This is a genomic window from Sulfurospirillum sp. HTRB-L1, from assembly GCF_059415125.1.
This window is the reverse complement of the sequence record NZ_JCAHZR010000011.1, coordinates 33,278-59,306: the sequence shown is the minus strand read 5'-3', so window position 1 is coordinate 59,306 and position 26,029 is coordinate 33,278. Positions and strand designations below refer to the sequence as shown.

At 42.6% G+C, this 26,029-nt stretch carries 22 protein-coding genes and 1 tRNA gene; 12 read left to right on the top strand and 11 right to left on the bottom strand.

Going from position 1 to position 26,029, the window contains the following annotated elements; translation table 11 throughout:
- Positions 1-87: 87 nt before the first annotated feature.
- Positions 88-444: a hypothetical protein gene (locus tag AC5SLM_RS13565; protein ID WP_495251510.1), complete on the top strand. Its 357-nt coding sequence runs from the start codon at positions 88-90 to the stop codon at positions 442-444.
- A 72-nt stretch (positions 445-516) separates the two neighbouring features.
- On the opposite strand, the gene AC5SLM_RS13560 is transcribed toward AC5SLM_RS13565, so the two are convergent.
- Positions 517-834: a translation initiation factor SUI1 gene (locus AC5SLM_RS13560; protein WP_495251509.1), complete on the bottom strand. Its 318-nt coding sequence runs from the start codon at positions 832-834 to the stop codon at positions 517-519.
- Between the two features lie 190 nt (positions 835-1,024).
- On the opposite strand from AC5SLM_RS13560, the gene AC5SLM_RS13555 reads away from it, so the two are divergent.
- The 4 genes from AC5SLM_RS13555 to rimK all read left to right on the top strand — a co-directional run bounded on the left by AC5SLM_RS13555 (position 1,025) and on the right by rimK (position 4,016).
- Positions 1,025-1,558, top strand: a complete 534-nt coding sequence (locus tag AC5SLM_RS13555) for a thermonuclease family protein (protein WP_495251508.1) — start codon at positions 1,025-1,027, stop codon at positions 1,556-1,558.
- 64 nt (positions 1,559-1,622) lie between these two features.
- Entirely contained in the window at positions 1,623-2,675 is a 1,053-nt protein-coding gene (locus AC5SLM_RS13550; RefSeq protein ID WP_495251507.1) for a succinylglutamate desuccinylase/aspartoacylase family protein, read from the top strand.
- Positions 2,659-3,096 carry an ATP-dependent zinc protease family protein gene (locus AC5SLM_RS13545; protein ID WP_495251506.1) on the top strand — a complete coding sequence of 146 codons (438 nt, stop codon included), beginning with the start codon at positions 2,659-2,661 and terminating at the stop codon, positions 3,094-3,096. The genes AC5SLM_RS13550 and AC5SLM_RS13545 overlap by 17 nt, the downstream gene beginning before the upstream one ends.
- On the top strand, positions 3,093-4,016 hold the full coding sequence (rimK, locus tag AC5SLM_RS13540; protein ID WP_495251505.1) for a 30S ribosomal protein S6--L-glutamate ligase: 924 nt from the start codon (positions 3,093-3,095) through the stop codon (positions 4,014-4,016). Before AC5SLM_RS13545 ends, rimK begins: the two co-directional genes overlap by 4 nt.
- Here rimK and AC5SLM_RS13535 read toward each other — a convergent pair.
- Positions 4,013-5,077 (bottom strand): rod shape-determining protein, encoded by a 1,065-nt coding sequence (locus tag AC5SLM_RS13535; protein WP_495251504.1) that lies wholly within the window; start codon positions 5,075-5,077, stop codon positions 4,013-4,015. The genes rimK and AC5SLM_RS13535 overlap by 4 nt on opposite strands.
- A gap of 186 nt (positions 5,078-5,263) precedes the next feature.
- On the opposite strand from AC5SLM_RS13535, the gene AC5SLM_RS13530 reads away from it, so the two are divergent.
- The 6 genes from AC5SLM_RS13530 to AC5SLM_RS13505 all read left to right on the top strand — a co-directional run bounded on the left by AC5SLM_RS13530 (position 5,264) and on the right by AC5SLM_RS13505 (position 12,660).
- Positions 5,264-5,980 (top strand): MlaA family lipoprotein, encoded by a 717-nt coding sequence (locus AC5SLM_RS13530; RefSeq protein WP_495251503.1) that lies wholly within the window; start codon positions 5,264-5,266, stop codon positions 5,978-5,980.
- A 2-nt stretch (positions 5,981-5,982) separates the two neighbouring features.
- Positions 5,983-6,570, top strand: coding sequence for an MlaC/ttg2D family ABC transporter substrate-binding protein (locus tag AC5SLM_RS13525; protein ID WP_495251502.1), 588 nt, complete (start codon positions 5,983-5,985; stop codon positions 6,568-6,570).
- A complete protein-coding gene (locus tag AC5SLM_RS13520) occupies positions 6,571-9,039 on the top strand; it encodes an efflux RND transporter permease subunit (RefSeq protein WP_495251501.1) in 2,469 nt (822 codons plus the stop codon).
- A complete protein-coding gene (locus tag AC5SLM_RS13515; RefSeq protein ID WP_495251500.1) occupies positions 9,029-10,291 on the top strand; it encodes an O-acetylhomoserine aminocarboxypropyltransferase/cysteine synthase family protein in 1,263 nt (420 codons plus the stop codon). Before AC5SLM_RS13520 ends, AC5SLM_RS13515 begins: the two co-directional genes overlap by 11 nt.
- 293 nt (positions 10,292-10,584) lie before the next feature.
- Positions 10,585-11,904, top strand: coding sequence for a double-cubane-cluster-containing anaerobic reductase (locus tag AC5SLM_RS13510; protein WP_495251499.1), 1,320 nt, complete (start codon positions 10,585-10,587; stop codon positions 11,902-11,904).
- Positions 11,905-12,660: an acyl-CoA dehydratase activase gene (locus tag AC5SLM_RS13505; RefSeq protein ID WP_495251498.1), complete on the top strand. Its 756-nt coding sequence runs from the start codon at positions 11,905-11,907 to the stop codon at positions 12,658-12,660.
- On the opposite strand, the gene AC5SLM_RS13500 is transcribed toward AC5SLM_RS13505, so the two are convergent.
- Positions 12,644-13,219, bottom strand: coding sequence for a BON domain-containing protein (locus AC5SLM_RS13500; RefSeq protein WP_495251497.1), 576 nt, complete (start codon positions 13,217-13,219; stop codon positions 12,644-12,646). The genes AC5SLM_RS13505 and AC5SLM_RS13500 overlap by 17 nt on opposite strands.
- 87 nt (positions 13,220-13,306) lie before the next feature.
- Here AC5SLM_RS13500 and AC5SLM_RS13495 point away from each other — a divergent pair.
- Positions 13,307-13,404, top strand: a tRNA-Sec gene (locus AC5SLM_RS13495).
- A 306-nt stretch (positions 13,405-13,710) separates the two neighbouring features.
- Here the strand turns inward: AC5SLM_RS13495 and AC5SLM_RS13490 are convergent.
- The 8 genes from AC5SLM_RS13490 to AC5SLM_RS13455 all read right to left on the bottom strand — a co-directional run bounded on the left by AC5SLM_RS13490 (position 13,711) and on the right by AC5SLM_RS13455 (position 26,019).
- Positions 13,711-15,549 (bottom strand): NAD-binding protein, encoded by a 1,839-nt coding sequence (locus AC5SLM_RS13490; RefSeq protein ID WP_495251496.1) that lies wholly within the window; start codon positions 15,547-15,549, stop codon positions 13,711-13,713.
- A gap of 129 nt (positions 15,550-15,678) precedes the next feature.
- The gene (locus tag AC5SLM_RS13485; RefSeq protein ID WP_495251495.1) at positions 15,679-16,575 is read right to left on the bottom strand and encodes a toll/interleukin-1 receptor domain-containing protein; all 897 of its coding nucleotides are present in this window, start codon (positions 16,573-16,575) and stop codon (positions 15,679-15,681) included.
- A 107-nt stretch (positions 16,576-16,682) separates the two neighbouring features.
- Positions 16,683-18,761, bottom strand: a complete 2,079-nt coding sequence (locus tag AC5SLM_RS13480) for a WD40 repeat domain-containing protein (protein WP_495251494.1) — start codon at positions 18,759-18,761, stop codon at positions 16,683-16,685.
- A gap of 396 nt (positions 18,762-19,157) precedes the next feature.
- Positions 19,158-19,589 (bottom strand): NUDIX domain-containing protein, encoded by a 432-nt coding sequence (locus AC5SLM_RS13475; protein WP_495251493.1) that lies wholly within the window; start codon positions 19,587-19,589, stop codon positions 19,158-19,160.
- 85 nt (positions 19,590-19,674) lie between these two features.
- Complete coding sequence (locus AC5SLM_RS13470; RefSeq protein WP_495251492.1) at positions 19,675-21,648, bottom strand: NAD-binding protein; 1,974 nt, start codon at positions 21,646-21,648, stop codon at positions 19,675-19,677.
- Positions 21,645-21,848 (bottom strand): hypothetical protein, encoded by a 204-nt coding sequence (locus AC5SLM_RS13465; protein ID WP_495251491.1) that lies wholly within the window; start codon positions 21,846-21,848, stop codon positions 21,645-21,647. Before AC5SLM_RS13465 ends, AC5SLM_RS13470 begins: the two co-directional genes overlap by 4 nt.
- Positions 21,849-21,857: 9 nt before the next feature.
- Positions 21,858-22,841, bottom strand: coding sequence for a hypothetical protein (locus tag AC5SLM_RS13460; RefSeq protein ID WP_495251490.1), 984 nt, complete (start codon positions 22,839-22,841; stop codon positions 21,858-21,860).
- The gene (locus AC5SLM_RS13455) at positions 22,834-26,019 is read right to left on the bottom strand and encodes an ATP-binding protein (RefSeq protein ID WP_495251489.1); all 3,186 of its coding nucleotides are present in this window, start codon (positions 26,017-26,019) and stop codon (positions 22,834-22,836) included. The genes AC5SLM_RS13460 and AC5SLM_RS13455 overlap by 8 nt, the downstream gene beginning before the upstream one ends.
- Positions 26,020-26,029: the final 10 nt, after the last annotated feature.

Here is a 26,029-nt window from a genome sequence, read left to right as displayed (position 1 = left end):
AGCCTTTTATCAAGCTCATAGCCGAACTTGAAGTTAAGACCCTTGATGAGAGAATTGCGTTTTTGGAAAAAGATAAAAGGAGTGAAAATGTACGATAATGACCGCAGAACTGGGACAGACTATGAGTATGAACATGCTCTTGATGCACTCATGCAAAAGAGCTATCAAAAAAACAAACAACTCATCAAGGTAAAATACGCTCCCGACACGGAAGAATTAAGTGACATGGGAACGGTCTATATCATTACCGATGATGAATCTTTTGTGCGCTCATTGAGTGCAATCAAAGACTACAAGGCAATGGTTAAATTTCTTGATGACCACAGGGATATGTATGTTGAGCTAGTAAAAACCCCTGATACATTCGACTTTGAATTTGATGTGTCGCATACGATGCTAGAAGCGGTGGAAAACAGCGAAATGGATATTGAAGAAAATTGGTAAATACATGTATTTTTTGCATTTATAATTATGCCAAGGTCTATGGGTTTTTCCAAACAAAGCCACCCAAACCCCTTACCGAAATTTCCATCCTTCGCTCTCAAGAACGGCTTTGACTTTCGTTTGCACGTCACCTTGTAGGGCTATCCACTCCTCTTCCCATGCCCCACCGCAAGCGAGTTTCTTTTTTAAAAAACGCAAGAGCTCTTTTTTGGCCTCGCCCTCAAGGGCAAACCTGCCTACCAAGGTCACAGGTTTTCCCTTGCGCCGTTCAAAACGAAAGACGAGTTGGTGGGCTTTTTGAGGCTTTGTCGCCTCTTTGGTTTCCCCTTTTTCTTCCTTGCCCTGAAGGGCCAACGCTACCTCTTCTAGCTTCGCACCCATCTCAAACATGACTATTTTCGCTTGCGACTTGCTGTATATATCATCGCCCACACCCCTAGACCAATCACCACCATCGCACCCAAAAAGGCAATCACTGCTTGCATCGCTCACTCCATCAAATTTTTTCTGATTGTAGCGTGTTTAGGCTTTTACTAAAGGTCATTTGGGTATAGTTTCAAACAAAAAAGAGGAAGTACTGATGCGTATTTTTTGGTGGCTCTTGCTGCCTTTGCTAGCCTGGGGAGTTGAGGGGACGTTGGTGCAAATCATCGACGGGGATACGGTCGTACTTAAAGAGACTAAAGGGAGCCAAACTATCTGTCAACTTGGCTTTTTGGACGCACCCGAAGACCGTGTCAACGACCGCCTTGTGGCACAAGCAACCCGCTGTGGCTTGCCCCAATCTTCCCTCAAGCAAGCAGGACAAGAAGCCACCGCCTTTATCAAAGCGACGCTCGTTTTGGGTGAAACGTACACCTACGAACTTCTTTCTCCTAAAAGCAACGGTTGGGCGCACTGCCTCATCCGCGTCCCCAAAGCCGCCCACGCGCAACTGCACCCCACCATCAATGGCGTCATGCTCGACCAAGGCTTTGGTGCTTTTTTCCCTCTTGCGCGAAAATCTTCCCACACCAATGAAATGGAAAAATTTGCCAAAGCTGCCCGCAAAGAAGGGCGTGGCCTTTGGAAAACCCACCCGCACGTCATGGAGTGCCTCTCGCCTAGCCACTAAAGGTTGCTTACATGTAACCGCTTTTAAAGTACAATTAGCGTAACTTTTTTTCCAAGGAACACACGTGGCTTCGGCACTTACCATTGGCGACATTCCCATTTACGAAGGGGAAGAAAAACAGCTTTCTCTCCCTTTACCAAACCTCTACAACACGCCCGCATTTTTGCCCTTACATGTAAAGCGTGGGCGCAAAAAAGGGCCCACGGTTTTCATCAGTTCGTGCATCCACGGCAATGAAATCAACGGCATCGAAATCATCCGTCGCTTGCTCGAAGTCTCCTTACTCAAACGCTTGCGCGGCACCCTCATTTTAGCGCCCGTGGTCAACCCTTACGGGTTTAACACCCTCTCGCGCTATCTGCCCGACCGCCGCGATCTTAACCGCTGTTTTCCAGGCTCTTCTACAGGCTCCCTCGCCTCGCGGGTGGCCAAAACCTTTTTTGATGAAGTGGTTCTTAAAAGCGACTTTGGCATCGACCTTCACACGGCGGCCCTACACCGCTCCAACCTGCCCCAAACCCGCGTGGCCTACGAAGATAGCGCCCTTTTGGAATTTGCCAAAGCCTTTGAAGCCCCTGTCATCCTCAACGCCCCTTACCGCGAGGGAAGTTTGCGCTACTGTGCCCACAAAGCGGGCATTCCCGTGTTGCTCTACGAGGCAGGAGAAGCGCTCAGAGTCGATGAGTCTTCCGTGCGCATCGGGGTCAATGGCATTGTCCAAGTCCTTAAAAAACTAGGCATGCTTCCCCAAAAAGAGGCGCAAAAAAAGCGGCGCAAAAAACCTCTCTACACCCAATCAAGCAACTGGGTACGCGCCAGTGAGAGTGGCATTATGCGCGCGTTAAAAAACCTTGGCGACACCGTAAGCAAAGACCAAGTGATTGCCCTTATTGAAAAGCCGTTGTCCACGTCGCCAAGTTTTGTGCGTGCACCTCACAATGGCATCATCATCGGACGCACGGAGATTCCTTTGGTGCAAGAAGGGGACGCGCTCTTTCACGTGGCCGCCTTTGAAAACCTTGAAAAAGCCGAAGAGCGCATCGAATACTTCCAAGACGCCGCCATCAGCCAAAACGACTTTTTGGAACTAAAGGACCAGCATGTCACTTCCGAATAAAACCATCATCGGCAGGGTCGAACTGGTCACCTTGCCCGCCTTTGAACTCGAGGATTTGGAAGCCAAGATTGACACAGGAGCCGACAGTAGCGCCCTGCACTGCACCAACATCGCCTTCCATGAAGACCACACGGTTTCTTTTCATGTGCTTGATGCCAACCATCCAAGCTACCTTTCCAAAACCTTTCGCTTGCCCATCCATGCGCTCAAAAAGGTGAAAAGCTCCAATGGAGTTTCCAAAAAACGGGCCTTCATTAAAACAGAAATCTCTCTCTACGGACACATTCACCCCATCGTTCTTTCCCTTACTGACCGCTCCTACATGGCCATGCCTATGCTGCTTGGAAGGAAATTTTTAGAGGGACGGTTTTTGGTGGATGTCTCCCTTAAACACACATTTAAACAAAGGAAACAGCCATGAAACTGGCGATTTTATCACGCAATGAGGAACTTTATTCCACAAAGCGTCTCTACGAAGAAGCCCTTGCCAAGGGATGGAAAGTCCATATTTATGATTATTTAAAATTTACCGTTGAAATCATGAAAGACGAATTGCTCATCAACTACGAAGGGACTAAAATTCTCAAGCCCGATGCTATCATCCCGCGCATTGGGGCATCGCGTACGTTTTTTGGTGCGGCCATGGTGCGCCATTTTGAAATGCTTGACACCTTTTGCGCCAATGGTTCGCTGGCAATTTCTCGCTCACGCGACAAACTGCGCGCCTTGCAAATCCTCTCCAAGCGCGGTATCGACATGCCAAAAACCGTTTTCGCCTCCAACCAATCCGACCCCAAAGATGTCATCAAGCTTGTCGGCGGCACGCCTTTTATTATTAAGATTTTAGAAGGCACCCAAGGGGTTGGCGTAGTACTAGCCGAAACCCAAAAAGCCGCCAAATCCGTATTGGACGCTTTTTATGGCATGAACGTCAACTTGCTGGTGCAAGAGTACATCGAAGAAGCCGCAGGAACCGACATTCGCGCCTTTGTGGTGGGCGGGGAAGTGGTGGGGGCGATGCGCCGTCAAGGGGCGGAGGGGGATTTTCGCTCCAATCTTCACCAAGGGGGCTCTGCCGAGGCTGTCAAACTCAGCCGCGCCGAAAAAGCCACCGCGCTAAGTGCGGCCAAAGCGATGGGGTTAGACATTTGTGGGGTTGACATGATTCCCTCAAAACGCGGCCCTTTGGTGATGGAAGTAAACTCTTCGCCAGGGCTTGAGGGCATCGAAAGCGCAACGGGCGTGAACGTAGCAGGGAAAATCATGGACTTTATTGAGTCGAGTCTTCACCTCTCTCCTGCGCCCAAAAAACGCAGACCCAGGGATGTTATCGGCGCTTAAAGGCGGATGTGGCGGGGGAGAATGTGGCTTTTCTCTCTCCCAAAAACGTGCTGCAAAAGCGCTTCGTTGTTCAAAAGCTCTCCCACCCCTCTTCCCACGGCCAACAAGGGTTCGTACGCCACGCGCACGGGCAATTCTAGCACCTCACTTAAGTACAAGTTGAGTCCTCGAATCAGCGCACCGCCTCCGGTGAGCACGATGCCATTGTCGACAATATCGCCCGCAAGTTCCGCAGGCATCACTTCAAGGACGCTTTTAATGGTCGCGGCCATTTGGCGCAAGGGTTCGGCTATGGCTTTGCGCACCTCTTCACTGTCAAGCTCCAAACGCACCAAGTAGCCAAAGTTATCACGCCCTTTGATGATTGTCGTAAGTTTTTCTTTGAGGGGATAGGCCGCGGCGATTTCCACTTTGATGCTCTCTGCCGTACGCAAACCGATGTGCAAATTGTACTCTTGGCGCACAAAATCCAAAATGGCTTTATCAATCCTGTCTCCCGCCACCCGACTGGCTTTGCACAGCACCAAGCCACCCAGCGAAGTCACCCCTACTTCCGTCGTACCCGCACCAATATCCACCACCATGTATCCCGTGGGCAGTGTCACATCCAGTCCCGCCCCAATGGCCGCCGCCATAGGTTCGTCCACCAAAAACACTTCCCGTGCACCCGCGCCAATAGCCGCGTCTTTGACCGCGTTGCGCTCCACTTGCGTCACTTCTCTGGGCAAGCAGATGATGATGCGCGGTTTAATGAAGCGCTTGCGCCGATACACCCGCTCAATCATGGTGCGAATCATAATCTCCGTGGCTTTAAAATCCGCAATCACTCCATCGCGCATGGGGCGAATGGTCTCAATCGCTTTGGGCGTTTTACCCATCATCAATTGGGCTTCTTTACCAATCGCTAATACCCCTTCTTTAGTTAACTGCCCTTTTTTAAAGGCAATCACGGCAGGTTCATTTAAAACAATCCCATCCCGCTTTGAAAAAATAATGATACTTGAGGTTCCTAGGTCAATGGCGATATCGTTTGAAAACATTCCTATGAGTCGGTTAAACATTGGCTAGCTTCTTTGCGTAAAAATTTTAGAGACTTCGTGGATGAATCTTAACACGAATCATGTTCTAAATGCTTTAAAGTATGTCTTGTCTTGCCTTTACATGTAAGGCTCTTTTGAAATCTCTCTTAAAAAAAGCTATAATACCCCTCTTATACACTTCATCTCCATTGCAATCTAGGGGTTTTCGTGAAAAAATTTATGCCTTCTCTGGTGGGATTATTTTTCTTTTTTTTTGCAACAGTACCGTTTGCGCATGCCATAAGCGAAACTGATTTTGACGAAGAATTCACTCCCGTTGCCTCCAAAAATGACCCCTTCGAAGGGTACAACAGGTTCATGACACGCTTTAATGACACCCTTTACATGGAAGCCCTTATTCCTCTTTCTAAGGGGTATGCGACTGTTGTGCCAAAACCCGCGCGCATGAGCATCAACAACGTTTTTAGAAACCTCCTCTTTCCCGTACGTTTTCTCAACAGCCTTTTGCAAGGAAGTCCCACAAAAAGTGCGGATGAATTGTTTCGCTTTGTTATCAACACCACCGCAGGAATTGGCGGTTTATTTGATGTCGCAAGCAACACCTTTGACATGCCTATTCACAACGAAGACTTGGGCCAAACCCTTGGGGTTTATGGCGTAGGAAGCGGGCCGCATCTTGTCTTGCCTCTGTTTGGGCCTTCTAACGTACGCGACACTTTTGGCCTCGTTGGCGACTCCTTTGCAAACCCCACAAGCTACATCCAACCTGACGCGCAAGCCTTAGGGGTCAAAGCCCTTAATCAGCTCAACAGCTTTTCTTTGCGCGAAGGCGAGTACGAATCGCTTCGCAACAATGCCCTTGATTTATACCCCTACTTGCGTGACTTTTATGAAAGCCGTCGCGAGACGCTGATTCGAGAATAACCATGGGCCGATTTTTACTATTTTTACTCTTACCCCTTTGGCTCTTTGGGGCAATCCAAAAAGACCAAATAGCCCCCATCATGAAATACAAAATCCAATCTGTTACCGACGTGCTTCAACAAGAAAATGTTGACAGAAAAACCCTCTCGGGACAGATTTTTGAAGAATTTGACCCTGTGTTTGACTTTGAACTCATGGCACGCCTAAGCTTAGGCACAGCCCAATGGCGCGCCTTAAGCGTCCAAGAGCAACAAGAATTTACCCTCCATTTCATCGCCAGGCTCAAACGCTCTTTTGTCGAAAAGCTTGAATTGTACTCCAACGAAGTTGCCGTGATTAAAGACGCAAAAGAGATGCAAATGGGCTCTAGCGCGCGGGTATTTTTGTTCACCGAACTCATCAGCAAAGAAGCCAACTATCAAGTGGATTATAAATTTTACGATGCCAAAGAGCGCGGGTGGCTCATCTACGATGTGGATATTTTGGGCGTGAGCATCGTGCAAACGTACCGCTCTCAATTTGAAGGATTTTTAAAAGACAACCGTTTTGAGGGTTTGATTAAATGGCTTCAAGAGGGCGTGGAACCCTAGATGCTTCTTCGCCTCTTCCGCGCCATCCTCGCCTACCCCCTTGCAAGTGTTGTACTTGTTACCTTGTGTGTTGGGCTTTTAGGAACCTACACGCCCCAACTGCAAATAGACGCTTCTTCAAAAACATTGATGTTGGAAGATGATGAAGACCTCCTTTTTAATGGCGTCATGAATGCCCGTTATGGCGGGGGAGATTTTCTTGTTATTGCCTTTAAGCCCCACGAAGACCTCCTTGCACCCCAAACCCTAAGCGCACTTAAAAAACTCTCCAATGAACTTGCTAGCCTCAATCGCATCGATTCGGTCATTTCTATCCTAAACGTTCCCCTACTCCAAAGCCCCGTGATGCCCGTGCGCGAGTTGGTGAAAAAAATCCCAACCCTAGAAGACGAACGGGTTGAAAAAGCCCTTGCAAAAGAAGAGTTTTTACAAAGTCCGCTGTACAAAAACAACCTCGTCAGTGCCGATTTCACCACAACTGCGTTGGTCTTAAACCTCACGCCTGATTTGCGCTACACCCAGTTAGAACAGCAAAAAAAAGAGCTTGAAGCCCTTAAAAAACCCACTGCCGCACAACGCCAACAGCTTCAACACACCCTGCAAAGCATCAAGTTTCACCGAGACACCCAACGGTCCATTGAGCACCAAAGCATCAAGCAAATTCGCACTATCATGGAAGATTACACCTCGCACGGTTCTTTGTTTTTGGGTGGGGTGAACATGATTGCGGATGACCTTATCACCTACATTAAGCACGATGTAGTATTTTACGGAGTGAGCTTACTCCTTTTGCTAAGCTTCACACTGTGGTTTATCTTTCGGCAATTTCGCTTCGTGGTACTCCCCTTGCTCATCTGCTTTTATTCGGTGTTGGCAAGTACGGGAACCTTGGGGTATTTTGAGTGGGAAGTGACGGTTATCTCTTCCAATTTTATCTCTTTACAGCTCATTATCACCATTTCCATCGTCTTGCATTTGATTGTGCGGTACCGTGAACTTGCCTTACGCTACACCAAAACTTCCCAAAAACGTCTTGTTTTTCTTACCCTTGCCTCCAAGGCAACCCCCTCTTTTTTTGCCATTGTTACGACGATTGCGGGGTTTGGATCACTCATTTTTTCCAACATTAAGCCCATTATCACCCTAGGGTGGATGATGAGCGTGGGGATTGCCCTTTCTTTGGGGATTGCCTTTGTTCTTTTTGGGGCGATTCTTGTGCTCTTGCCCAAAAAACGTCCCGTGCTCTCTTTTGAAAAACATTTTGCGCTCACCCATTGGTGTTCTTGGCTAGTCAAGCGGCACGGTAAAGCCATTCTCATCACAAGCGGTTTGATTTTTCTCTTAGGCGCCTCGGGTGCGAGTAAACTTGAAGTAGAGAACAGCTTTATCAACTACTTTAAATCCACCACGGAAATTTACAAAGGGATGGAAATCATCGATCAAAAACTTGGCGGTACTACGCCGTTGGATGTCATCCTCACCTTTACCCAAGACGAAGAAGCTCCGCTTGAAGAATTGGATGATTTTGAGGCCGAATTTGCCCAAAAGCAAAGCAAAGAGGAGTACTGGTTTAGCGCGCGAAAAATGCAAGTCGTCGAGCGCGTTCATGATTATCTTAACGCACAACCCGAAATTGGCAGTGTGCAATCTCTTGGCACCTTGCTAGAAGTGGGAGAAATCCTCAATGATGGCAAGCCATTAGATAGCTTTCAGTTAGCATTGCTCTACAACGAACTTCCTGTCCACTTTCGTAACCTCATCCTTGACCCCTACCTCAGTATCCCGCACAACCAAGTGCGCTTTTCAACGCGGGTTATGGATTCCCAAGAAGGCTTACGCCGCAATGAACTTTTAGCGCGCATCAACCACGACCTTGACGCCATGCTAGCCGACGACACCGCCACCCACCGCCTCTCTAGTTTGATGGTTTTGTACAACAACATGCTCCAAAGCCTTTACGCGTCTCAAATCACCACCTTGGGATTTGTGGTCTTGGTGTTGCTTGGCATGTTTTGGCTTTTGTTTCGCTCTTTAAAAGTCGCCCTCATCGCCATTGCCTCTAACATCATCCCCATGAGCATCGTCTTTGGCCTCATGGGTTGGGTGGGGTTGCCTCTTGACATGATGACCATCACCATCGCGGCCATTAGCATTGGAATCGGAGTAGATGACACCATCCACTACCTGCACCGCTTCCGCGAAGAATTGGCCCACGATTGGGACTATGAAGCAGCCATGGAACGCTCTCACCAAAGCATCGGATACGCCATGTATTACACCTCCTTTGCCATTATCTTAGGCTTTTCTATTTTAGTGATTTCCAACTTCATCCCAACGGTTTATTTTGGTCTTTTAACCGTCCTTGTCATGGCGATGGTCTTACTTGGCGCTTTACTCCTTTTGCCACGGTTACTCATCGTTTTTCGCCCCTGGGGCACATCTTATGTAAGGAATGCTCATGCGTCTTGAAACCCATACCATCCAAGCAGGGTGGGACCCCAAAAATGGCGAACCTCGTGTTGCACCTATCGTCCAAAGTACCACCTATGCGTACGACACAGCACAAAACGTCGCAGACCTCTTCGACCTAAAAGCCGCAGGGCATATGTATTCGCGTATCTCAAACCCCACGTGTGAAGTGCTAGAACAAAAAATAGCCCTTCTTGAAGGCGGCGTGGCTGCCCTTGCTACAAGCTCGGGACAGATGGCTTCGACGATTGCCATTGCCAACCTGTGTAGCGCGGGAGACCACTTCATTGCGGCGGGATCCTTGTACGGAGGAACAGTCGCTTTGTTTAGCAACACTTTTAAAAAAATGGGCATCGAGGTGAGCTATGTGGACGCCGAAGCTCCTTTACATGTACTAAAACAAGCCATTCGCCCCAACACCAAAGCCATCTTTGCTGAAACCATCGCCAACCCCGCCTTGGATGTTTTAGATTTTGAAAAATTTGCCGCCCTTGCCAAAGAAGCGGGGGTGCCTTTTGTGGTAGACAACACCTTTGCCACCCCTTTTTTATGCCGCCCTTTTGAGCACGGTGCCAACATCATCACCCATTCGGCCACCAAGTACCTCGACGGCCATGCCGTAGCCGTAGGCGGGCTCATCGTAGACAAGGGTGATTTTGACTGGACCAATGGCAAATTTCCCCAGATGACCGAGCCAGACCCCAGTTACCACGGCGTTGTTTACACCAAAGACTTTGGCACTCTTGCCTATATCGTCAAAGCAAGGGTGCAGTGGATTCGCGACCTTGGCGCCTACCTTAGTCCGATGAATGCTTTTTTAATCAACCTTGGCATGGAAACCTTACATGTAAGGATGCAACGCCACTGCGAAAACGCCCAAGCCTTGGCCGAGTTTTTGCAAAACCACCCCAAGGTCGCTTGGGTGAATTACCCTGGACTTTCCTCCCACAAGCACCACGAACGCCTCAAGCGCTACTGCGCAGGGGCCAGTGGTGTGCTTACCTTTGGGGTAAAAGGAGGACAAGAAGAGGGGGAAAGGGTGATGAATACCCTCAAACTTGCGCGCATTCTTGTCCATGTGGCAGACCTTCGCACTTGCGTACTGCACCCTGCCTCCATGACCCACCGCCAACTCGACGAAGACGCGCTCAAAGCCGCGGGCGTGAGCCCAGATCTCATTCGCGTGAGTGTAGGACTAGAACACATTGAAGACATTAAAGCAGACTTTGAACACGCCTTAAGCCAACTCTAACGCACACCTCTCTTGGGCGCAAGACGCCCAAGATTTTTTCATCAACCCAGTTTTATTTTTACTTAACATCAACCATTTTTCGCGGGCAGGCTAAGGGATAGTTTGGAAAAGTTTTTTTACCAAAGTGTTTTTGTTGCCTTTTTTTAACATTCCTTTAACCCCAAATTTCTTACAATACCTCACGAGCAACCCGGCCTAAGTTTAGGTAAACATCAGTTGACGCTTTCGCTACACCTGCCCTGTTAATCCCCCTCACAGTCTTGCTCACCATCTTTACATGTAAAGGAGAAAACATGGGCGTTGAAGCACACAAACCCTTGTTGGAGAGTATCGGAGTTGACGTCGAGCGTCATGCAAAAATGATGGGCATGGGCCTTGGTGCTTACCAAAACCTCTTTATGTCCCAAGAAAACCGTCCTCAGGGGATGGCCTATTTTGATTGGTTTATGAGCGAGATTCAAGGGGAGCGCATCGCCGAAATCAACGCCTTGCGCGCGCAAAAAAAGCCCGCGGTGGGTACCTTTTGTATTTTCGTACCCGAAGAGATTGTCACGGGTGCTGGCGGGGCCTGTTATGGCCTGTGCGGCGGTTCGGCCGCAACCATCGCGGATGCCGAAACGGAACTGCCGCGCAACATTTGCCCTCTTATCAAATCTGCCCACGGGTTCAAACTCCAACGCACCTGTGCCTACACCCAATCTTCGGACTTCATCTACGGCGAAACCACCTGTGAAGCCAAGAAAAAAGGGTGGGAAATCCTCAACAAACACCACCCTGTGCATGTCATGAACATCCCCCACATGAAGCGCGACAAAGACCTCGCTTTATGGCAAGAGGAGATTAAAGAGTTCAAAGAGCACATCGAAGAAGTCACAGGCGAACCGTTGAGTCTTGAAGCCATGAAAGAAGGGGTGCGTACTATCAACGCCAAACGCGCCGCCTTGCAGCGCCTTGATGCCTTGCGCGGCATGCATCCAGACATCATGCCCATCAGTGGCAAAGATGCCTTGTTTATCACCCAAATGGGCTTTTTGGACGACCCCAAACGCTACACCCAAAAGGTCAATGCCCTATGCGATGAACTGGAAGAGCGCGTCGCCCAAAAAACTTCCGTTTTCCCCGCCAACACCCCACGCCTCATCGTCCTTGGAACCCCTTTTGCGCCACCAAACTGGAAACTTCACCATGCCGTTGAAACCACTGGGGGCGTCATCATCAACGAAGAATCTTGCATCGGACACCGTTATTTTAAAGACAACGTAGACATTGAGGGCGTGGAAAACGAAGAGGAACTTTACAAAGCCCTCATGGAACGCTACAGCAAGATTGACTGCGCCTGTTTCACTCCCAACGAAGGGCGCATCGAAAAGATTTTAAACATGGTTAAAGAGCGCCAAGCCGATGGGGTCATCTACTACACCCTCTCCTTTTGCCACACCTACAACGTCGAGTCCAAACTGGTCTTAGACGCCATGGAAGAAGCGGGCATCCCTGCTCTTGCCATCGAGTCGGACTATTCGCCCGAAGATGCAGGGCAAATCAAAACCCGCGTGGAAGCCTTTTTAGAAAGCATTGCTTTTAGCCAAAAAGCACGCGCATTTAAAGGCCTGTAAGTGTACTGGGGCGTGGATGTCGGCTCAACCTACACCAAAATCGTGGGCGTCAATAGTGCGGGAGAGGTATGCCACGCTCACACCATTCCTACCATCATCAACCAAGATGAGATTGTCAAAGAAACCCTCAAACCCTATCCTGTGCGCATGCTTGTGGCCACAGGATACGGGCGCTATCTGCTTGAAAACGCCTTCGGGTGCCCTGTCATTAGCGAAATCAAAGCCCACGCGCGCGGGGCCTACCACGCCTTTGCGCAAAGCGACATGGTCATCGACCTAGGCGGCCAAGACAGCAAGGTCATCAAGCTTGATGGGCACGGGGGATTTGTGGATTTTAAGATGAACGACAAATGCGCGGCAGGAACGGGAAAGTTTCTTGAGATTGCTGCGGCGCGCCTTGGCATGGAGATGGATGCTTTTGCCCAAGCGGGGTTTGAAGCGGATAAGGAGCTGACCATCTCTAGCATGTGCGCGGTTTTTGCCGAGTCTGAGCTCATCTCTCTCATTGCTCAAAAAGAGCGGGTGGAAAACATCTGCTACGGGGTGCATGACGCCATCGCTAACCGCCTTGCGAGCATGGCGCGGCGCTTTGCCAGCACAAGCGCCCACATCACCTTTAGTGGCGGTGGGGCACGCAACCCTTTTTTGGTGCATTTGCTAGGAAAACTGCTTGAAAAACCCCTCCACACTGCCCCGCACCCCCAACTCATGGGTGCCCTAGGCGCGGCGCTCAGTGGTCTTAGTGTAGCGCCCTAAGGTACGAGGTCGCTGAGCGCGCGCCCGGGGTATTGTGGGCAATCCACTCGGCACGTTCGCGCTCCATCTTGGTCTGCACAATCCCCGCAAGGACCACGTGGCACTGCACTGCATGGACATGCACGTTGGAGCCGTAGATGTGTTTGTCTTGAAAAAGGCGGGTTTTTACGTCGCTTAAAATCGCAAGGTTGCGGTACGTGGTGCAATCCCCTTGCGTGGCCTTGGGATGAAAATACGCAATCACTTCACGGATACCCTCGGTCTCGTTGGCGATGCGCAACAAACGTTCTTTGTGGGCTACGTCTTCGTACTCCCCAAGGAGATACACCGTCCCATAAAAACTCTCTACCCCCACATAATACACATCTGAAGCGCTTTCTTCCGCAAGGCGTGACTGAATGGAAAGCTTAATGCGTTTATCTGTAGCCATCGTCCACAACGGGCGGCGATCAACGGTAATGGCATAGGCATCGTAGACACTCGTGCCGTGCAAGAGTGTCATTGGTGGCGCACACCCGTTCAAGAACACTCCGACTATCATCCACCACCAACCCCGCACAGGCACTCCTTTTTTTGAGAAGTATTATACCAAGAGGTGTAAGGTTTTCTTTGTTTTTCTTGTGCTATAATTCCGCTCCTTCACAATGGAGGGTATCTGACCCTGGTGGGCAGCACGGGCTTCAAACCCGATGTCTGGGCGGTTGACCGTTTGGAGGCAGGTTCGATTCCTGCACCTTCTCGCCATTACATGTTCGATAAACTCCAATAGTGTCTAGAGATCCCCCAATTCAAGCTATGCCTTCAATATTTCTGCATCTGCTCTATGACAAACCCCACACCTTCAAAACTATCAGGATAAGCATTTTGTTTTTTAATTTGCTGGCGCTCTTTGGCATACAGCATTGATGGGTTCTTTGGAGGCGGAGTGGGCGGGTAAAGCCAAGTGGGGCGCCTGAATTCATCAAAGCACCCCAAGCAAAAGTCTTAAGGCGCTTTGATTTACCTCTTTCTATCGCAGCAAGCCAAGCAAATGGATTGCAAAACTCTTGGTTATCTTGGAAGTTTTCCCACTAGCTCCTTAAAACACCTAATTTCCTCCGACAAAAGCCCATTGGTGTTTGTTATGCTTTGCGCCATTTCATAAGCTCGCATCACCGTTTCCACATCATCTGATTTAAAATCATGGTTATGGTTTTTTGAAACACCGTCTAGCCCTTCCCAGGGCACTAAACATGGATGAAGTTTTTTCTCTTTATCTTTTTTTACCTTATCTTTAGCGTCTTGAGGGATGTCTAGCTTTTGCCATCCATTAAGGATATGAAAGGCATTCCAACGCATCTTTTCTGTGCGGGCTAGGTCTTCTAAAACATCTAGTGGGATGTAGGCAGCCAATGTCTTAGCTCCTTTGATATCATCCCATAGCATAGTGCCACCATGCACAAACCATCTTTGCATGGCTTCTTGCTTGATAGTCTCAAAGTCGCCTTGAAGGATTGCTTCTTCTAAATACTTGTTGATGACTTTGAGTTTGACAAAAAGATGTTCCACTTGCATGCGGTTGGAGTCTTTTAAAAATGGGTCTAGGTTTTTCCATTGTTGGGCTGGAGAGAGGTTTTCTTCATTATACCCATGTAAGTCATTGTATCTGGCATTGGTTTGGATAGCCATATTATCTAATGCTTCATTGACGATGACATCATGGGCGCAGATTTTTTTGAACTCTCCAAAGGTAAAAAGATTTTTAAACACCCCTTCTTTACCTGCATCTACAAGGCTTGCGATCATCTCATGACTATCAGCAAATACAAATACCTCTTTATATTCAAGCAAGCTTGCTTTGTTGCGCACCAGTCGCATGGCATCTGCAAAGCTTTGTTGGGTGTTGCGTTTACAAAAGATGATTTGGTCACATGGGAGCTCTTTTTGGGCATAAAATACACTCTCTTCATGAAAGGCTATTTTCCAATAGGCACAATCAAGCTCTATGGGATAGGTTTTTAAAAAGTGCTGTTTTTTAGATTCTATCTCTTCATCATAGATAGTGACTTCGATGGGTTTGCCATTATAAAAATGCCCTAGGTTAAGCACCCTGTAAAGCACACTCATTCCTGCCGTATCTGCTCCGATGATAGCTACTCTAACTACATCTTCACCCATGGTATCTACATTGCTCCCTAGTGGCAAACGCATAAAAAGTGTTTGGGCTGCATGGTCATAGGTGTTAAAGCCTTTGATATTTAGGTTTTTAAATAGTGGGCTTTGGAGTAAGGCTTCGTTTTCTCGGTGTTCTAGGTGAACATAGAGCTTTGGCTCGTCCGCTTGCATGTTTGCTAGGGTGATGGCGATTTCTAAATTACAGATATCACTTCCTGTGAGAGCGATGATGGATTTGGCACGCTCTGCTTTGGCTTTTTTGGCTATTTTTGCATTGGTAGCATCACCATGTAAAACAATAGCCCCACGAAGGCGCATGAGCTCTACATTGGGATTGCTCTCATCTGGTTCGATGATGACAAGCTTGGTGTATTTTTGCTTATGATTATCTAGGATATCTTCAGCTAACACCACACCCATATGTCCTAAACCACAGATGATACAGTGACCCTTTGCTTGAAAGCTCAAGAACCACCATTTATTGAGCTCTTGGAAAAAGAAAAAGATAATCAACATAGCAACTGAAAGCGGTGCAGTAAAGGCTGCGATTTTTAAAAAAATAGAGCTTTGGATATCTTCTATGTCTCCATCTCCCCCAAAAAAGCCATAAATGCTATAAAAAGCTTCTGGTATTCCAAGACCAAGTTGAAATACATAGCCCAAGAAGGCAGAAATGACAGTAATGATGGCTAGGATGAGTACGATGTTATTAAGTGATTCTTTGGTTGTTTTCAATTGGGGTTTCCTTTTTGTGTTTAATTATTCATGCAATTTATACATAAGCTCATCGCCAAATGTCGAACTAGCAAACAGGCTAAATGTTTTATTTTTCATGTTTTTTGCTTGGGTTTAATCGATAACAAGCTACATCCACTTGACTATAAAGGCTTTGTCTGTATTTTTAATGTGTTTTGACAGAAGGAAGATTTTAGGATTTACTTTGTTTAATTGTTTATATTGCTCTAAGATTCCACTAAAGCCCATTGTTAAATCATCGTATAGCCCATTATATTCAAAATACGATTGAGCTATCATGGCTTCTAAAAAATATGATTCACTTTTATAAGGGCTACTTCTTATATAGTGCAGTTTTTCTATCAACCCTACAATATCTTTTCGAACCATGTCTTTTACAGGCTGCTGAGACATTTGGATAATTGTTTCTAATAGAATTTTCCTGTGAATTTTATCGTGGGAGGCTAATATTTTATTTTCCTCTAAAGACTTTTTTGCAAAGCCTAGTCTATTGGATTTAATATCTCCCTCTATACTCAAAAAAAGATTTTCAATAAAATCATCCTTTGTCTTCTGGGCTTCTAGCTCTTTTTTCTTGTATTTATCATTTAAGAGCAAGCTTTGCACCATGCTACTGATTCTACTTAGCGCCACAGAGTGTTCAAAAGCTGTAAAATCGATATAGTTTGATAGCGACTTAAATGCCAGATTGTTAGTTGGTTCATCAACACTCATGTCTAACTTAACTGGAATGATGCATTTTTTATAATCTATTGCAGTGAGGAGTTCTGCACGCACCCACTCACTTGCCTCTGCATCAAACCTTGGTCTTGAGTATTGAGATAAAAATATTAAAAAAATCTTTGTATTTTTTATTGCTGGCACGATTTCTTCATCATGTTTAGCACCCTCCAACTCAGAGGGCGCAAACCAATAGGAAATGTTTTTTGCAGTTAATTCTTGTAGAACATCTCGCACAACAGACTCATCTTTTGAGCTGTATGAAATAAATAAGTCTTCGCCCATTCCCTCTCCATTCTATTATCTGCCGTAAAAGTACCTCCATTGCTTTTCGTAGAATCTTTAAGCAATTCTTAGGCCTTTTTTACTGTATTTTTGACTAGCGATTTTGGTTAGTTTTTGTATTTATTTATTTGTGCTCTAATGTTTTGAACCGTTTTGTCTGCTTTGTCGTGCATTGCTCCATCAATAAGAGAGTTTTTATCATCTGTTTTGAGCTGTTCCAGCTGAAATTCAATGACCTCCACTTTGTCTAACTCTCCTTTATTCTTGGCGATTTCTAGCTCTTTCGCAAGCTGGCCAATTGTACTTTCATTCTTAGTTTGATTTGACTTATTTTGACTTAAAATTTTATCAAATGTATCTTCATTAAGAATGGTTATTGCAATGCTATCACCACTGCTAACCTTTAGCGAAACCTCAGTTGCTAGGGCTGTTTTATCATCTATTATTAATTTTCTTTCCACCTCTTTTTTAGAGATATTGGTAACATCTTTATAGTAAAAAGCTTGGGATTCTTTCTTGAAAAATCTATCTTGGATGAAGTCATAATGAGCTGAAAAAACATCGATTTTTTTATCACTTAGAAAAATGTATTGTATATATTGTGTAGCAAATACAACTCCACTGGAAGACTTCCAAAATGAGAGCAAATTATGCCTATTTAAAGATTCAGAGTCCTTTTGAATTAGTGAAGCATCGCGTAAGATTATTGGTTTTTTATCTGCTGATACAATATCATCCTCGGTCAAGCCACAGCATCTAAGTGCTTCTGCACATATATCTTCATCGACCAATTGTTTTATCCTGTCATCAACAATTTTAGATAATTTTATATAATTTGGCATCTTGCTCAATAGCCCCCATTTATAAGTGGATATATCACTATCTAGGCTATCTGCGACAGGCTTTATTTCATCAAAGGTTTGTACTGCACTTTCGAGTTTTTTGATTTCAAACTCAATATTTTTCTTTTGATTGGCCTCATTTAATACCAAACCAAGCACCAAAAAACTAATCCCCATGGCCGAAAAAGCAAGCAATGATTGCTGAAAGAACATTAGCACAAATATACCGCCGCCAAATAGAAGTGCGGCTATAACCCAGTAAGTTGAGGTGTTAGGGAAGCCAGATAGACTCTTTCTTAATTCACCAATCTTTGATTTAAGTTCTTCAGATTCTGTGTCAATTCTTTTTAAACACTTATCAATTTCACTTGCTTCGTCACTTAGAATTCCAACTATAGAACCCAGCATTGGCCTATTAAAAAACCTCCACATGGATTTTTTAGCATTAGACTCAAGATCAATATTTTGGTTTTCTAGCTCTTCTTGGATGTTGTTAATCTGTTTTGAGTAGGGATTGTTGATGTGAGGAAATATTTCAATTTTATTTTTTTCAATTAGCATTTTATCCAGCTTTGATCTTACTTGAATCAAGCTTTGCAGTGAAGCTAAAAGTTTCTTTGTGGGCGTGAAGGAGGATTTTACTTTGCCAACACTATCAATAATTACAACCTGTTTTGCGCGGGAGAGTATTATCAAATCATCTTCTTTTTCAATTATTTCTGAAAAATCAAAATTTTCATAGATATCACATATTTTTTCTTCTTTTTCATCCCAGAGTGAAATTAAATTACCTACCAAACTAAGCATTCTCCCAGATGGCAGTATCTTTACTTCTCTTATAAAATCAGTTAAACCATTTAGCTTATAAAGCAAACTTCCATTCATTTTTCTATATATTGCAGAAGAATTATCAGATAAAATATATATATAAGGATCACCAATTTTGATATCTTTCAAGGCTGCGAGCTTGGCATCTATAGAGTAGATTTCCTCTCCATTAAATTCCCAGCTTTTTACCCCTCCAGATGTTATAAAAATAACATAAGAGTCATTAATATCAATAGCCTTAATAGGGTGCTGACTTTCTAAAGTGCCTTTCAATGAACCGCTCTTGCTCCAAAAATTTGCACAATTATCTCTTGATACTGTTAAGAAGTTACTGTCGTCTAGCTTGTATACTCCGACAACAGTATCCTTGTGTCCACTTAACTCTTTTTCTATCTCTTCATCAGCGTTTTTGTATTGGATCACTTTATGCATGGGGTTCCAAGATAAGCTTATGTTGTCGTCGAATCGTTGTTTACGCACTTCGTCAACTCTTATATTTTTATCAATTTTTATCACACAACACCTCCATTTTTGTAGTATTTATTCATTGTATAGTCTAGCTTCGTGGTTTACACATAGACTCATCGCCAAATATATCTTTTAATTGCTTGACCCACTTGTAAATTTCCAAAAGCAGACCAAATTCCCGCCACAAGGACTTCATGCGAGTAATCGTACCGAATCTTTCTTTGACATTGTGCCCAGAAGGTTCTTGATGACATGGAAAATTCCTTTTTTAGGTATTTGGTGATGCGAGTTTACAAATCCTGTGCGACAGGGTTTGTCGTGTGGTGAAACAAAAGGATTATTGTCATAAAAAAAGTCTTTGGTGGCGCTGAAAGTGTTGGCATTTCTTTACCATCCAATCCACCTCATTGCACAATTTCATGATGAAATATTGCAAATGTGGCATCAAAAGAGATTCGTTTTGGTTTTTAAGTACTCTCCCAAAATCTCCCCATGGTCAAATACGAGCTTTTTTGGGTCGATGCTACTAGGGTGGATAACTAATGCTTTTTTGGCATCATCTTCCCCGTGAGGCTCGCCAGAAGCTTTACATGTAAAGACCACTGAAACTGTATGAAACCTAGGGTCGCGTTTAGGGTTTGAGAATACACCTAGCAGATTTAGCTCTTTTACATGTAGAGTGGTTTCTTCTTTCATCTCCCGCACGAGGGCATCTTCTACGGATTCGCCTATGTCAACAAACCCTCCAGGAAAGGCAAGCCCCAAAGGAGGGTTTTTGCGCTCGATGAGCACTATACCCTCAAATACTCCTTTGTCATTGTATATCTCAATAATGCCATCAGTTGCTAAAAATGGGGTTTTAGGTTGCCAGCTCATTTGGGCTCCTCATCAAATTTGATGTCCAATGGAACAATGTATCCATTTGGGTCGTTTTTATTAAACAAGGATAAAGTATTGGTTTTCAGCCTTCACAAAACTCTATGACCATATAGCCAGCCTCAGCCAAATAGTTTGGTAGATACACAAATGAATATATATCATATATAACGGTAAGCTTAATGCTGTTCTTGTTAAAATCTTTTAGTGGCAACAGGCAGTCATGCTCTTTTTTGCATTTATCTTTTTCTGGAGCATATTTCCAGCCGTTTAAATGGTGAAAAGAATTCCACCTATTGTGTTCCATTCGTATCATTTTTTCAAACAACGTATCAAAACTACTTGGAAAATACTTAACAACATATTCTTTTCCTTCATATAGCTTATTTAACTCTTTTGAAAATTCAATCAAATCATTCTCTTCGAATCCAATCTTCTCTCCATCTGCCACCAATTTTCCAAAAATTATTTTTTGATTTGACAATCTTAGTTTCTCTTTGTTTGAATTATCTGACCGACACTTGAACCTTTGCAGCCCCATGGCTTTAAGTTTCATGTCTATGTGTTTTGCTTGGGATATATTTGACAATTTATCACTGTATTTTGATTCAAGAAACCACTTTTTTTGTATTTCTACTTCGTTTTCCTTGGTGAATAATATTTTGTCCTTATCATACACATCACCATACCCATAGTGAATTAACTGTGCAATTTTATCATTCTCGTCATCCACAAGAATCCTATAGGTTAAAATATCATTTATATTGCCAAAAGTAAAAAACTTGTTAAATTCACTGATGTTGTTATTTATAGTTTTGCTTAATTGCAACTCATTGTAAATGCCAAAGAGTACGTTCGGCATAAATGCTTTGTTCACTGATTTTTGAAAATAAACTCTACTGTTTAGCGCAACAGCACATTCTAAATTTTTATCTTCTTCATCAAAACAAACAATCACATTTTCTAAACTGTCTTCATGCCACACAGTATCTTCATAAAATTCAAGATAGCTGCTGTCCAACTTAACGGCTTTTAACTCAATATGGGGGAAATTGTTTTCCTTGTAATATATTGTTTTTTTCAGTCTCTTTAATAAAGCATCCGCATTTTTATCTATTATGTAAACAATGTGTTTATTTTCGTTTGGCAGATGCGACAACAGAACAATTTTATATAATATTTTTTCAATCAGCACCCCATCCCCAATTAAAATGGTTTTGAAGGGCGCATTGCTATCTATGTAGGATAAACTATTTCCATCAATCGAGTGCTTTAAGAATAAGTCATTAGCAACTTCATCATAAAAAGAAAAGGTCTTAATGTTTATTCTCTTCTTATGCTCGCCTATGAAGCTCGTGTGGAAAATCATATCTAGTTCTTTATTTTGTATGTGAACTATAAGTTTTACATCTGTTTCTTCACTATATTTGTCTATTATTATTTTTGTTAATTCTATATTATACCTATCGCAACCAAGATCAATAACCGCATTTTTCATTGTTGAAAAATTAAGCAATTTGTAAATATTTTCATCAAAAGCATCGCACACAAATACCCCAAACCCTTTTTCTCTATAACTCTCAATAAATTGATTGTTTGGGTCTGATTCGATGATAATAGTATTTGCTACTTCACCAGCACTTAGACAACTTAAAAAATATCTGTTGACATTACTAAGTCCAAATACTGCCGTGTAATCTTTGGCGAAAGCATCATCTACCAACTTTTTATCAAAATAATCTTTCATGAAAAAAACTGCGGCTACAAAAAAGATGGTTATTGTTGCACTAATGCTGGCCAAAAATAATAAAATATTTGATCCTGCATTTTCGGGAAAATTAAGTCCAAACATAGGGATAGTGCCCAGTAAAGCATCGAAAATATTTACACCGCCGAATATAAATCCGAGTAACCCAAAAAATAAAGTTAAACTAGCAAATACGCCAGAAATTACATTTTTATGAAGGATTGCCGTATGCATCATATTTTTTGATTTTTTAAAATCATCTGCAACATCGAGTAATTGTTGCATTATTATTTTAATATACTTGTTTTTCATCCTAGCTCCTGTGTTGATGTTTTAGATTGAGTAAATACCATGGGTTTATTTTCTTTTGCCCTAAGAATTACACTTCGACACAAAAAGAAAAAAGCTATCGTCAAAACACCAAAGAAAAATGGTGCAGCTTTAAGAGGCGTTGTTTGAAAATTGTTTTTTAGGAATTTTTGAAATTCGGTTGTGAGTGATGATGGGGTCATTGAGGCTCCTTAAAATGGTATTTCATCGCTATCTGTGTCGTATGTTGGCGTTGAAGATTGTTGAGGCCATTCTATCTCCTTAAACATCTTTGTTAGCGCTTTAAGCTCCTTTTCTTTTTTTGCAATTAATTCTTTAGTCTCTTGAATTTGTGGATTTCCATGCACCCATCTCTCAAAAGCATTCTTTGATCTGTGCTCGTCATACATGTCATCATAATACTCATTATACTTTTCCATAAATTTTTCAATTTCTTCAAGATCATTAAGGCTAAAAGGGTTTTCACTACTCGAATCTTTATCATAAAATTTGTCCCAAGTGCCTATGTTCTTACTCTTGGTTGTCTTAATCTCTTCTCTGACTTCTCGTGTGCCATAATCTACCGCTTTCAATAGCGCTTCTTTATCAAATATATTAAAATTTATAGGGAGCTGAAGAAGTTTATAATTTTTTGATATTTTTCTTTTTTGTTCAATTGAAAAACTTATTTTTTCATTTATTTTCTCCAATACCGCCAAGCTAAAATTATCAGCATTATCTAGGTAAAAATCAAATGTATCAGAATCTATCGAACTCCAATTAAACTCATAATCTACAGTGATATGCTCAAAATATTTTCTGGTGATAAATTCTTTAATATCAAATACAAAAAGCTTATTAAGCTCCTTTACTATAAATTCTTGAGTTTTTTTAGTATCAAGATATCTCCACAGATCACACTCTTCAAAACCATCATAACTAATTTTTAATCCATCGTATAGATAAATATAGCACCCTGAATATAGGTAGTCTTTAAAATCTATCGTAGAAAATCTATTATAAATGTTTATTATTTCCTTTCTTGGATTTTCGGTCTTAAAATACTCTTTTAGTGACTCGTGGTGACTTGCACCTCTGCTTTTAAGATTATTGGATTTTATTTCATTGTTCTGCCAGTAATCAGAGTATAATAATTCTGAAAAACCATATTTGTCAACACTATTAATGCTAGTCATCCTTAAATCCTTTCTCTTCCAAATAAATTTTTTTAAATTCATCTAAATATTTTTCAAAATCTAAAACATCATTAGCGTAATCATAAAAATCATATTCACATTTATAGGCATTTCTATAATCACTTGAAGCCATTCCGTATATATAATCATCCCACTCTACAGGGGGCTGATCTCGCTCATATAAATCTTGATTTAAATTGGCAAATTCACATTCTGCATTATTTTGACAATCACTTCTCCATTCATCAAAATCTCCATGCATTTTACTATTCAGTTCAATATAGTCTTCATCATAAATAACGCCTTCAATAATATCTTCCAAATAGCGCTCTTTGATTACATGAAATGCACCACGCTTGGTTAAATTTTCAATATCACATTTTTTACAAAAGGCACCTTCGAGCTGTTCGCTCGTTCTAACACAGTGACAATTATCACAAACATATTCCTTTATTTGGGATTCAAGGTCAAAATCTAAATAATCTTCTCCAATCAAAGCCATATACAACCTGAGATAATTATTATTTATTAAAGAGTAATTATTCATCCAGGCGAGGTTGTCAATATTCTCCTCCTTCGGCTCCTCTAGTATGAATTTATTCAAACCCACTGCACTTACCACACTCTTGAAGGTTGAATCAAATTTTTCAAAATTTTCAATACCATACTCTTCAAGTTGTTCCGGAGTTACTTCGATTGCCTCATAGCTTTTTTTCGTATATTTTTTATTTTCTTTGTCAAAGCAAGTATCTAAAACAAATTTTAAGCCTTGAATTTTCTTTACTTCTGGAACATCACTATCAAAATCATAAATAGCCATCAAGTTATCAAAGTCTTCTTTGTATAAATGCTCAATAATCTTATCATTAAACATAATCATTAAGATTTCTAACTTTTCAAATTCATTCAAATGAAACAGATGGTGCATAAAGTTTTTAAGCTTAAATATTATTTCATCATGTCTCACCATCAAGTCAAATGATATAGATCTATAATACCCTCCAAGCTTTACATGTAAAGCCCTTTTATTTTGGCTTATATGTTCTTCAACTACTGTAGTAAACTGCCTATGGAAAAACTTCATAAGAGGTTGTTTGTCTATATCTCTTTCAACTAGAAACGGTTTTATGTGGGTATGTAATCTACTCCAAGTTGAAAGGGGCAGTATGAGTTCTTCTTTATTTTCTCTTCTTGGGTTTTTGGTTCTAATTGGCTCATGGTATTCATTGATAATTGCTTTTTTAAATACCTCCTCATCTTCTAAATCTTCTGAGAGGACTTCAAGCAGTTCTTTTTCACTAAGGCCATCTTTGGAGGTGTAGATATAGCCAAAGACTTTATCTACTAGGATAGGTTCGTGGTGATAGAGTGTTGAAAGGTTTTCTATGAACTCTTCAATGATTCCTTCAGTGCTATCACTTAAGGTTTGCTTTTCTTTATCGCCATAACTAGACCAGTTTTTTATCTCTTCAATGGCGATTTTAAGATACAAGGGGGAGTAATCTGCTTTTTTCCATTGCTTTAATACATTGCTTTTTTGGTCTTCTTGGAGCTTTCTATTTTCCAAAAAGAGAAGTGAAGTGAGCAGCTCTTCTTTTTTAGACTCAAGGCTGTCTTGGGCGATGTCAATGAGTTGAGCTTTTTCTACACTTTTTTCAAACAGATTAAAATAGTGGCTATCCTCTTCGTATTTACTATCTTTTAATACAGTAAATACAATTTTGAGTTCTTTTGGCAATAGTTCTGGTAGCCATTGCAAGTAATCTTTTTTTTGCAACTGATCGAGTGCATCGATAAAGATTGTGGTAGGTGTTTTTATGGAGGAGAGAGCTTCTTTGATTTGAGCTTGGAATTTATTCTCATCAGATTCATAACTTTCTATTGGTGCAATAATCTTTTTTTCTTGAAGCTCATCGCAGATGGATGTGAGTAATGCTTTTAGAGTGGTGGAGCTCTGTGTAGCGCCTACGAAGCGGTAGATTAGATCTGCGTCATTTAGATTTTGTTCTGCTTCTTCAATGGCTTTTGCCATGAGAGAGGATTTTCCCATGCCTGAAGGGCCATAAATAACAAGGGGTTGTTTTGTTTCCTGGTTGCTTAGGTATGTAGCAATACGAGAAAGTGTCTTTTCTCTTCCTAAAAAGCCTTTTAATTTATCGTTTTTAAACTTTTGTTGTTGGGCTAACTCTTTTTGCAGAGGCGTAAGGCCACCAGTTTGTTCTTTTTGCTTATCGATAGCACCCTTGAGATGTTCGTAAAAATACTTTTCAAATGCTTCAAAGTTACTTGATTCACACTCTTTAACAGATTTATAACTAGCTCGGTGAATGTTTTTTTCAAGCAGGGTATTTCTGAGGTTTTCTTTGAAAGTCTTGGCACTGGATTGCAAAGACTCTTCTTGGTCAACATAATCTCCACTTGGGCTACCAATAGTTCTCAAATAACCAAATACATACTCTTTATCCATAGTATTGCTTTGGCTAGAAGTTTGGAGGCCATATTCTGTGATACCCTCAATGGCCTCTGCTTCGGTAGCGGAGGTGAAGTATTTTTTATAAGCTGGAGTTAATTCGTCTAGTGTCGCTTTGGCTGCTTCTTGGAGTGTCTCTCTAAGTGCGTTTTCTTCTGCTTCCCAGTTTTCATAGATGGCATATTCATCTCTTCTTGGTTGAAGGATATGGGCTGTTGAATTTTCGTATTCATGAGGGATTTGGTTTTTGTCTTCTTTGTACCATTCATCCAAGAGTTCAAGTTGTGTTGTTTGCCTTGGTTCCTTATATTTAATGATTTTTCCATCTTTATCTTTTTGCGGTTTGTATGTGATGGTGATAGACTTATTGTTTTTAGTAATGTAGCCACGCAATAATTCAAACTCTTTTTTCTCTATCATATAGGACAAAGGAATATAGCCGTATCTATCTCCACACATTATGAGAAAGTTTGGATGAGGGAAGTGTTTACACGCTTTTACTTCCTCCAGACAAACTTCAAGGGTTTTTTGATCAAGCTGGGCTTCGTTGTTTACGCCCCATCTAAGATCAATTGGCTGGAAGCTGTAGCCTTGTTCTGTGCAGTACTTATCAATTCTAGGAAAAACCCTCGTGTGTAAAACTTCACGCTCTTTTTTAAAATCACTAAATGTTGAACTTATAAAGAGACGAAAAGTGTTTGTTTGCATGGGGATTCCT